We start from the raw sequence: 8,839 nt of genomic DNA on the forward strand, positions 1-8,839 counted from the left end.
ATCGCCCTGCGCGATTGATCCATGTTCTGGCGAAACGTGGCGCGTTCCTCCATGGACTTCTGCCACTTCAGCAAGGTGGCCGTAGTCGCAGTAGCGGCTTGAGCGATTTCTATGGGCGTTGCAACCATCGCATTCTTCCTAAAAAGGCAATGGTAAACGCAATCTTTATAGGCCCAACGAAACCCTTCTCCAATCAAAAACGACCATACGGCATACGGCAAAATGGCTATTCGGCGGGCGGCTCGACGGCGGCATCGTCGACCTCGGCTTCCATCTCGTCTTTGACGGTCTTGGTCTTACCAAAACCAGCCATCGCCACACCGTCAAAGCCCTGCAGCCACGCATCGGCATGTTCCTGCCAGTAAGCTGGCGCCTCACGCTCCTTGCCATCCTTGCGCGCTTGGGCGCCGTACATCCAGGCGTAGGTCGCGCGCTATTTCTTAGGCACGGCCATTTCCATCATCCTCCCAGAAATCCAGCAGCCTTGCGTGCCGCAGCTTCTCATCGCCTTTTCCTAAGAAAGGAGAGGGTCTGTGGACAGCTGTGGCTCTATCCGGCTGTAAGTTGCCAGACCGCTACGCTGGCGAGGGCAAGGCCCGCTGCGCCTTCGATTGCTCGCGATATGGTATCGAACAGCCGTGGCCTGCTGTCGAAAAAATGCACCAGGCGCTCCCGAAACAAGATCGACAGTACCGCCACGCTGGACAGCGTTAGGGCCACGCCCACCATCATGGTGATTGCGAACAGAATTCCAGCTCCCGGCACCCCTCTGGAAATCGCGAAGGTCATGACAAAAAGGGTCAGCGGGCACGGAATCAAACCGGCCATGACTCCAACGGCCTCGCCCTCATGCTTGTGATGGTGGCCGTGGCTCACCGAACGCCAAAGCATCCAGACGCCGATCAGCCCGAGCAGACCGCGACTCACACCCTCAAGCAGTGGTGCGCGTCCAACGCTGCCCAATGCAATCGAGACGAGCGGCAGGGAGAATACGGCGATCAGCACCGCTGTCGCCACGTGAGTGAAGGACAGCGTAATCGACACCAGGAGGCCGCGCGAAACCTTCGCATCCGAACCTGCAAGGTAAGTCGCCAAGACAGCCTTACTGTGGCCGGGCGTCAGAGCATGTGCCGCACGGAACAGGAGGCCCATCGGCAGAAAGGCAAGGAACGCAAGCCAATCACCGCCAACTGACAGCAGCTTTATCTGATCTGCGAGCGCCAGGTATATGGAGCGCTGAAATTCGACAAGCGCCTGGAACATCAGCCGAGGCCGGCAAAAGCGAGTGGTTTCCGGCAGTTGTCAGTGCTGGTGGCCGTGATGTTCGCCCTGATCATGAGAGTGCGGATGCTCGTGCTCACCTTGGTCGGTCGAAAACCGGATGTTGGCAGCTGCGAGCGCCGGCATGTGTTCGAACAGTTCGTTCTCCAGCGCCGCCGTGATCTTGTTTGCCTCTGAGAGAGGCAAGGTTCCGTCGGCTGCAATAGCGATGTCGGCATGCAACTTGTGGCCAATCCAGCGGGCCTTGGCGTCGACAACGCGAGCACCCTGCACATGCGCAGCGGCATGCTGAATTTCGGCCATCACGCCCGGCTCGACGCCGTCGAGCATGCGGGTGAGCACTGAGCGCGCCGATTGCCAGACGATACCGAATATAGCGACCGTGATGAGAAGCCCGATGATCGGGTCGGCCAGTGGAAATCCGAGCCAGACGCCCATGGCGCCGATGACCACTGCAAGGCTGGTAAGCCCGTCGGTGCGGGCATGATAGCCGTCGGCGACGAGCGCCGCACTGTTGATTTCCCTGCCGATACGGATGCGAAACACCGCGACGGCCTCATTCCCGAGGAAGCCGACAATGCCCGCCGCGGTCAGCCAACCGAGATGAGTCACTGCCTGCGGACTGACCAGGCGCTCGATAGCCTGGTACCCGGCGACGATGGCGCTGAACAGAATGATCAGCACGATAATGATACCGGCCAGATCCTCTACCCTGCCAAGGCCGTAGCTGAAGGTCCGTGACGGCTTGCGTCGTGCCAGCATGAATGCGATCCAGAGCGGAATGGCGGTTGTGGCGTCGCCTATGTTGTGGATCGTATCGGCCAACAGCGCCACGCTGCGTGACACCAACACCACGGCCATCTGCAATGCCGCCGTCATGGCCAAGATGACGAACGACCATTTGATGGCCCAGATGCCGCGGTCAGTGGTTGCAATCGTTGCGTCGATGACCCCGTGCGTATGGCCGTGCGAGCCATCGTCATGAGCATGCGCGTCATGATCATGTGACCCGAAGCCGAACCAATCCAAGACGCGTGCGCCGATACTGGTCATAGGTATTTCGCCAGTTGCTTGAGCTCTGCCAGCGAGTTGCCTCCCGCTTCCGTGTCGATCAGACAATGTTCGATATGATCGTGGATCAGTTCTCGCTTTGCGCTGCTGATGGCGCTCTCCACTGCATGGAGTTGCTGCGCCAGGTCCAGGCAGGATCGCTGCGCCTCGAACATGCCAAGCACGGATGCAAGATGCCCCTGTGCGCGCTTTAAGCGCTTCACGATAGCCGGATGAGAACTATGGATGCCTTCGGACATGCCCACCGGTATCCCCCCAGGGAGGATGCGTCAAGTATGATGTGAGCGCGATAGGCTCTTGATCAGCCACCCCGCAGAGCGTGTATCCATGGCGCTGAATGGTTCCGGAAATTGGAATCTGGGCTTGAAAGGGCTGGCCCCTGTGCAATACAGGAACCAGCTATTAAACCTACCAACTCAATGAACCGTCCAACTTTATGGGGTCAGTTCACGACCGGGCCTTTCTTTGCGTGGTGAAACTGAAGAAGCCCGTCGGTCGGATCAGCGGGCTTTGTGATGGGGATGGCCCGCGCCTGCTTCCGAGGCTGCGCGGGCCGACCATGACGAGTGAGGGACGCATCTTGGTCACCGGCCGGACCGCTGAAGAACGAGCCGGGTGTGACCGAACTGCCTTGGACCGGGAATGTTCCCGGCTGACGCAAAAAGCCCGCCAGCATGAGCCGGCGGGCAATCGATCTGGAGTAGCTGGACTCATCCAGCATAGTTCAACGACGGCGGAAGGTTCGGTAGCAACCCGCGCTCGTCGCTCCCCAAGGATCCAGGGAGCGGCGAGTTGTTGTCCTGCGAGCGCGACACAGAAACTTCGCCGCGCCATGAAAGGATGGCGTGGAGCGCGCAAGCTCTGCAACAAGCTGCCGGCGCGCCCTGCTCCTGGTCGGGCTGTTCTTTATCGTGCCGGTGGTCGCCCTGCTGCTGCAACCATTCGTCGCCTTCGGGAGGCTTCTCGACCAAGGTCGGCAGCAAAGGCTCGACGAACTTTAGACGCATGAACTCACCCGCACCCGGCGATTCAATTAGCTTGTGCTGAAATGGTTCCGAAACCGGAAATCGGCTTTTGGTGCAACAAAACACGTCAACTCGACGTTGCGGGATGAGCGAAGGAGGAAACGATATGGCCGATGACAAGAGCAAGCGGGATTTCCGCGATCGGGACCGTGTCTCAGCCGACGAGGATTATGAAGTTGAATATTTCGCAACAAAGACCGGCATCACACCCCAGCAGGTCAAAGAGTTGATTGCGAAGCACGGCAATCAACGCGAGACGTTGGAGCGGGAAGCCAAGGCGCTGCGGAAACAATGACCAGGCTTTCGGATCTCGGCAGACCAATAATCGGTCACCGACATGACGGCCCGCCTGCGAGCGAGCTCGATCATTTCATCCCTTGCCCTGTTTGCGGCCAACAGATCACATGCGCGATTTTCGCCAAGTCACCTATCATGCCGATCCGCAGCACGAGCCGCTCGAACTGGACGCGTAGGACGCAAAAAGCTCGACTGCTGAATTGAGTTTTAATCCATGTTTTGGCGAAACGTGGCGGGGCTGCACCGGCCATTGCTATGGGTCCAACCGCCGATTCAATTGGCTCGTGCTGAAATGGGTCCAAAATCAAATAGGCATGGAAACCAAAAAGCTCTTGTTGCGTTCGGCGCACTAAAAGGTCGCGAGGTTGTGCCATGGGCACCTTTTTACCGCTGTTCGTTAAGCTGGTAGACCGTAAATCAATGACGGTTTCCTCTATCTGTGAGGCCGAGGAAGCGCTCCAGGGGCAGTGGCCAAATAAGGGTGCGGCGGCCTATAGGGATGCGTGCCGATTGATCGCGGAGGCCAAGGATGGAAGCTGCAGTCCGGCCGTAGCATTTGCGGCGTTCAAGGCCGCCGCTATCGACCAGCNGCGGAGGCCAAGGATGGAAGCTGCAGTCCGGCCGTAGCATTTGCGGCGTTCAAGGCCGCCGCTATCGACCAGCACCTGCTGCAGCCCGAGCCCGGCGCTCGGCATGTTCGACACAACGTGCCATAAACCATCGTGATGATTAACCGCCGTCCCCTAGTATCAAATAGGGACCGACACAGGGGAGTCTCGCTTGGTCGCGCGACGGTGGGCTCGCACCGACCGGGGCAGGTGATGCGAGCCCGGCCGAGTCTTGCGGGACCTCGACCAGCAGCGAACACCCACTCGCTGCCGTTCTATCAACAAGCCCCCAAATTTCAGGTTCCGCTAACGTACAAAAAAGCCCACCAGCCGTTGAGGTAGTGGGCAGTTTTGGGAAGACGCTGATATGGGAACAGTGCGACCGCCCGAAGTGTTTCGAGGCGACGATATTCCAAGGGGGATTCACAGATCCGCGCTTTCGATGTTCAGCGAAGGGCGGTCAAGTTGCTCGCCTTGGGGGAGCTTCCAATCCTAGACGAGAAGACTGATCGCCCGCGAAAGCGACGGCATCTGCCTCATTTTCGAATGCTCGGGAATACGTTTCACCGTTCCTCCCTATGATGCGAACAACCCACTCGCCCAACGAATGGCCGACCTCTAGGAAGAGGGAAGACGAAGACGGCGGCCGGTACGGGACGCTCGGGAGGCTTGTCCCGCCAAAATCGGCTCCATCGGAGGAATGAACTTCACGCATGCACTGACTCCCGAGACCGCGAGTCAATTAGCGCGTGCTTAATTAGTTCCNTTAACGAATCGTTGACCGCGCTGTCCCAGAATAGGACGGCGCGGTCAAACCCCAACCTTGGCTGCGCAGGCGGCTCTGGCATCGAGTTCCACCCCGAACTGTCGGAGCCGCCACCCACATTCCGCAATTTACCAGCAATGGTTGAATCAACCGTTACTGCACGTGCTTTCCATTGCGCTTCCCCGATCCTTAGACTTTGACGAACAAACCGGGGATACACAGAGGCGTTGCGATCTAGACTCGACCGATGGAAACCATCTTCGATGACATCGCCAACGCCCTCAGAGAGCCCCGCCAGGATGCTTGGCGCCCTGTCCGCGCCTTCGGCCCTTGATCTTGCCGACAAGCTGTTCCTTGGCCTGCCATAGGCCTGGGTGTTGGCTTCGGAATGGCGATCTCGGGTTAGCCGGCCCCGATCAGGTAAAACAATGCGCTAAGAACCGCAGCGACTGATGCCCCGGCTATGAGCATGGCGGCGGTGCTGTTTGCGCCGATTGGCAGGCTTCTTCCCGTCCGCACCCGCGTATGCGCTGTAAATTCGCCGCCCGTCGTCGCCGAACCTATCGCTGTTCGGGTAAGCCTTCTTAGGCTTGGATCTCGGTCGAAGTATTTTCATGGCCTAGCCCGGATCGTGAACAACACCCGAAGTTTAGCGGCTCCTGATGTATGGACTCAAGCGTGGAATGGACGCGTTCTTTGCACGGGGGGAGAGAGGGCGTGGGCAAAGTCCAGCGTCATGGAGGGGCTAACCAGGCCGACCGCTGGCGCAAGAACGCCAAGCGGCGGCGGTTGTGGCGATGGCAATACTGCCGGCGCTGGTGATGGTTCCCTTGACCGCTTTTTTCACCGTTAACCGACAAGCTCTCGACAATGTCGTCGGGCTCATCCCAACTGGCTGGCTGAGTGGAACCCGCACGGCCGGCGCGGCGAGCTGCGATGTCAAGGGGGACATTTCCATCAATACCGGCGAGCGGATTTATCACGTCGCAGGGCAGGAGCATTACTGGGAGACGAAGATCAGTCCTCAGTACGGCGAGCGCTGGTTCTGCAGCGAAGCAGAGGCCGTCGCGGCCGGCTGGCGAAAAGCGAGAAGGTGATACGAGCCTCATGGCAGAGCGTAGCGGCAAGACCGCATATCCTTCTATGCAGCTTTTGAGATCTCTCCCCCCGGCATCAGTGCAGCACTGGCTCGCGGGCTTTGACCCAGCGATCGACTTCGAAGATGATCAGGTCTATCTCGTTGTTCGAAAGCTTGCGGCAGATCTCGTTCTCCACCCGAAGCATCACCCGGACCATTAGCGTCTTGGTGGCGTCGGACACGACCATGATCAAGGCTTCGCAGGTCGTCTGCCGGCCGGCACTCGCACGATTCACCTTCGTTGCCTGGTCTGGTGTGAGGCGCTCGCCGCGCTGATGTCGGCCGATCAAGGCGCGAGCTTCCATCCTGCGCATTTCTTCCTGCGGGACATAACGAGTCGCGTCTGGTGCATTGATCGAGGTCATGGCGCCGTCGAATGCGTGAATGGCTTTGCTCGATGGTGCGTTCCTTGCCTCCTGCCGAGTCCATACAGGTGCGGGCGCCAGCGCGGCGCGTCTGACGAGGTTGCGAGGTCTTTCAAGACGATCGCCTGACGTGCCGCTCATGGGCACGCCCCGATGGGTGTCGGAACCAAAGTCCTTGAGCAAAGTTTCCCTACCGAAGGGCGTTTTAGGTTTTTGGAGAACTCGAATGAAGACCATCATCCTGGGCGCATTGGCGCTTTGCTTGGCTGCCCCTGCGGTCGCGTCCGCAGAAGAAGGCATCGTCATCCAGACCCACCGACACCACCACCGCCATTCTTGGGACGACAACAATAACGACCGTGTGGTCATCTATCGGAACGGACACCGTCTCCATCGCCGCCATCATGGCGAGCAGGCGTTTTACGACAATGGCGAGCGCGCTTGGGGCCGGCATCATCATCGGTCCAGCGACGTTGTGGTCACCGGATCGATCAACCGTCCGATGCATCACCGCCGTCACGTTGTCATCCAGCAGGACGACAACAGCGACTATGACTCCGACTATTGATCGCGGTCTAACGGCCCGGCCTCTCGACTTCGACGGGAGCCGGGCATCGGAGGGAGGCTTTCGCCATGACGATGCTGTTTCAACCCTTGGACTCGGACGGTCACAAGCGGAGTGAGCTCTACCACGCTGCGCGGTTGTCGATGCTCCAATGTCGTGTGTTGACGCGCTTCGATCGGGTCGAAGAGGCTGCTGATAAGGTCCAGGCAGCGGCTGAGTTGTTCGCTGAGGCCGCTCGACCTGTCGGAAGCACTCAAACGCTCGGTATGTGAGCGTCAAGTCGGGCCCGCGGAACCAGCAGGCGGCAACAAAGACCCTTGGCACATCTACCAGCCGGGCCACGCGCCATTCTCTTTCGCCGGCCTTTGGGCCTACAATTCCAATCTCGACATAACCAGCTGCACCATCATCACAGAGCCTGCCGCAGACCCGATGAAGCAGTTGCANCTACAATTCCAATCTCGACATAACCAGCTGCACCATCATCACAGAGCCTGCCGCAGACCCGATGAAGCAGTTGCACGATCGGCAGCCTCTCATTCTCGACCCGGCATACTATGACGCCTGGCTGGATCCGGCGTCGCCCAAGGACAGCCTCAAGGACATTCTCAGCCACGACATCGACGGTCAGCTGCAGTTCAACCGCGTTGGGCGTGAGGTGAACACCAGCGCCGTCTACAAATTGCCCAACGACCATCCCGGCCTGGTCGGGCCGATCAACCCCCTATGAGCGACGAACCAACACGGCTTGCCGAGGCATGACAGCGGCCCCGCGCGATCGACGGCGGGTCGACAATCATGCGTGCGGGCACCCCGGCTGCGGTGAGGATGGAGGCTTCGGCTTCGCCCGACCGAGGCAGCTATCGCACTGGTTCTGCCTGAAGCACCGCGACGAGGGCGAGCGATACCTATAAGCGCATCAATATCGCTATTTCATACGGTGACCAAGCGTGGAATGTGGCAACTTCACCGCAGGCACATGTGAGCTTGCGCACGTAGAGTTGGATCATTAGAGAGGTCTCAAAGACAAGGGACCACCACATGACTGACGAAGACAACCATGCTGTCGAACTGGCGGAACTTACAGCGGACGTCGTTTCCGCATACGTAGCNGATTGCATCTGTGCACGCTTCATTGTCAGGTTTGAGCAGCCAGATCGCACCGGCTGCGAAAGAGCTTGTGCCTGCGGCAAATCCAAAAAAGTCTGTGTTCCCGGATTACATCATCAGCCTGGAAGACGGTCGGAAATTCCAGTCTATGAAACGCCACCTTGGCCTACTTGGTCTGACACCCGACGAATACCGTGAGAAGTGGGGCTTGTCTCACGATTACCCAATGGTCGCGCCGAACTACGCCGCTAAGCGATCGGCCCTTGCGAAGGCGTCTGGTCTAGGTCGGAAGGCTGAGGTTAAGGCGGCGGCGAAACGGGCGAAGAAGGAGTAGTCCGAACCCCACCTGACGCAACGTCAAGGTTGTGTGCGTCAAGTTCTGCAAAATGGGCGATCATGATGCTGGTCATGCGGCTTGGCGCAGAGCGAGCTTCTTGTGCTCGCGCAGATCATCCATGTTGATATAGCGGTTGGCCTCCATCCAGTTTTCGTTGGTTTCGACGGCCAGCGCCCTGACCAGGCGCAGGCAGCTTTCGGTATTGGGGAAGATGCGCACGACATAGGTGCGCCGGCGGATTTCCTCGTTGAGCCGCTCCAGCATGTTGGTGGATTT

The 8,839-nt window shown here is 59.0% G+C and carries 13 protein-coding genes and 2 pseudogenes; 7 read left to right on the forward strand and 8 right to left on the reverse strand.

Annotated features, from left to right (window positions below; genetic code table 11):
- Window positions 1–226: 226 nt before the first annotated feature.
- From X730_RS00165 to X730_RS135510, 5 genes and pseudogenes are all read right to left on the reverse strand, one after another.
- On the reverse strand, window positions 227–415 hold the full coding sequence (locus tag X730_RS00165) for a hypothetical protein (protein WP_023827868.1): 189 nt from the start codon (window positions 413–415) through the stop codon (window positions 227–229).
- Window positions 416–549: 134 nt separating this feature from the next.
- The gene (locus X730_RS135525; RefSeq protein WP_023827869.1) at window positions 550–1,263 is read right to left on the reverse strand and encodes a sulfite exporter TauE/SafE family protein; all 714 of its coding nucleotides are present in this window, start codon (window positions 1,261–1,263) and stop codon (window positions 550–552) included.
- Between the two features lie 105 nt (window positions 1,264–1,368).
- A pseudogene (locus X730_RS135520) lies at window positions 1,369–2,325 on the reverse strand (cation diffusion facilitator family transporter); the annotation flags it as partial.
- A gap of 5 nt (window positions 2,326–2,330) precedes the next feature.
- Entirely contained in the window at window positions 2,331–2,591 is a 261-nt protein-coding gene (locus X730_RS0135275; protein WP_023684828.1) for a metal-sensing transcriptional repressor, read from the reverse strand.
- Between the two features lie 471 nt (window positions 2,592–3,062).
- Window positions 3,063–3,503, reverse strand: coding sequence for a hypothetical protein (locus X730_RS135510; protein WP_155922560.1), 441 nt, complete (start codon window positions 3,501–3,503; stop codon window positions 3,063–3,065).
- Here X730_RS135510 and X730_RS135505 point away from each other — a divergent pair.
- Window positions 3,484–3,672: a DUF3606 domain-containing protein gene (locus X730_RS135505; RefSeq protein WP_023823908.1), complete on the forward strand. Its 189-nt coding sequence runs from the start codon at window positions 3,484–3,486 to the stop codon at window positions 3,670–3,672. The genes X730_RS135510 and X730_RS135505 overlap by 20 nt on opposite strands.
- A gap of 70 nt (window positions 3,673–3,742) precedes the next feature.
- Here the strand turns inward: X730_RS135505 and X730_RS1000000168000 are convergent, their stop codons facing one another.
- A complete protein-coding gene (locus X730_RS1000000168000) occupies window positions 3,743–4,048 on the reverse strand; it encodes a hypothetical protein (RefSeq protein WP_155922561.1) in 306 nt (101 codons plus the stop codon).
- On the opposite strand from X730_RS1000000168000, the gene X730_RS135500 reads away from it, so the two are divergent.
- Window positions 4,047–4,301, forward strand: a complete 255-nt coding sequence (locus X730_RS135500) for a DUF982 domain-containing protein (RefSeq protein WP_023827873.1) — start codon at window positions 4,047–4,049, stop codon at window positions 4,299–4,301. The genes X730_RS1000000168000 and X730_RS135500 overlap by 2 nt on opposite strands.
- A gap of 1,544 nt (window positions 4,302–5,845) precedes the next feature.
- A complete protein-coding gene (locus X730_RS0135285) occupies window positions 5,846–6,145 on the forward strand; it encodes a hypothetical protein (protein ID WP_023827874.1) in 300 nt (99 codons plus the stop codon).
- 76 nt (window positions 6,146–6,221) lie between these two features.
- On the opposite strand, the gene X730_RS135495 is transcribed toward X730_RS0135285, so the two are convergent.
- On the reverse strand, window positions 6,222–6,692 hold the full coding sequence (locus X730_RS135495; RefSeq protein WP_155922562.1) for a hypothetical protein: 471 nt from the start codon (window positions 6,690–6,692) through the stop codon (window positions 6,222–6,224).
- 85 nt (window positions 6,693–6,777) lie between these two features.
- Here X730_RS135495 and X730_RS135490 point away from each other — a divergent pair, with 85 nt between their 5' ends.
- The 4 genes and pseudogenes from X730_RS135490 to X730_RS01000000165085 all read left to right on the forward strand — a co-directional run bounded on the left by X730_RS135490 (window position 6,778) and on the right by X730_RS01000000165085 (window position 8,560).
- Complete coding sequence (locus X730_RS135490; protein ID WP_023713615.1) at window positions 6,778–7,119, forward strand: hypothetical protein; 342 nt, start codon at window positions 6,778–6,780, stop codon at window positions 7,117–7,119.
- Between the two features lie 237 nt (window positions 7,120–7,356).
- Window positions 7,357–7,677: an SOS response-associated peptidase family protein gene (locus X730_RS1000000169320; RefSeq protein WP_348633137.1), complete on the forward strand. Its 321-nt coding sequence runs from the start codon at window positions 7,357–7,359 to the stop codon at window positions 7,675–7,677.
- Entirely contained in the window at window positions 7,625–7,846 is a 222-nt protein-coding gene (locus X730_RS1000000168005) for an SOS response-associated peptidase family protein (protein ID WP_023827876.1), read from the forward strand. Before X730_RS1000000169320 ends, X730_RS1000000168005 begins: the two co-directional genes overlap by 53 nt.
- Window positions 7,847–8,157: 311 nt before the next feature.
- Window positions 8,158–8,560, forward strand: a pseudogene (locus X730_RS01000000165085) (MucR family transcriptional regulator).
- Window positions 8,561–8,632: 72 nt separating this feature from the next.
- Here X730_RS01000000165085 and X730_RS135485 read toward each other — a convergent pair.
- Window positions 8,633–8,839, reverse strand: a 207-nt coding sequence (locus X730_RS135485) for an IS256 family transposase (RefSeq protein ID WP_023714583.1), incomplete at its 5' end; no start/stop codon positions are given.

It is taken from the genome of Mesorhizobium sp. L103C131B0 (genome assembly GCF_000502275.1).
GTDB lineage: Bacteria > Pseudomonadota > Alphaproteobacteria > Rhizobiales > Rhizobiaceae > Mesorhizobium.

Coding starts and splice junctions, on each gene's coding strand:
- X730_RS1000000168000 (WP_155922561.1), bottom strand. CDS start 4,048: ATGGCACAACCTCGCGACCTTTTAGTGCGCCGAACGCAACAAGAGCTT.
- X730_RS0135275 (WP_023684828.1), bottom strand. CDS start 2,591: ATGTCCGAAGGCATCCATAGTTCTCATCCGGCTATCGTGAAGCGCTTA.
- X730_RS135505 (WP_023823908.1), top strand. CDS start 3,484: ATGGCCGATGACAAGAGCAAGCGGGATTTCCGCGATCGGGACCGTGTC.
- X730_RS135495 (WP_155922562.1), bottom strand. CDS start 6,692: ATGAGCGGCACGTCAGGCGATCGTCTTGAAAGACCTCGCAACCTCGTC.
- X730_RS1000000168005 (WP_023827876.1), top strand. CDS start 7,625: ATGAAGCAGTTGCACGATCGGCAGCCTCTCATTCTCGACCCGGCATAC.
- X730_RS135525 (WP_023827869.1), bottom strand. CDS start 1,263: ATGTTCCAGGCGCTTGTCGAATTTCAGCGCTCCATATACCTGGCGCTC.
- X730_RS135490 (WP_023713615.1), top strand. CDS start 6,778: ATGAAGACCATCATCCTGGGCGCATTGGCGCTTTGCTTGGCTGCCCCT.
- X730_RS00165 (WP_023827868.1), bottom strand. CDS start 415: ATGTACGGCGCCCAAGCGCGCAAGGATGGCAAGGAGCGTGAGGCGCCA.
- X730_RS0135285 (WP_023827874.1), top strand. CDS start 5,846: ATGGCAATACTGCCGGCGCTGGTGATGGTTCCCTTGACCGCTTTTTTC.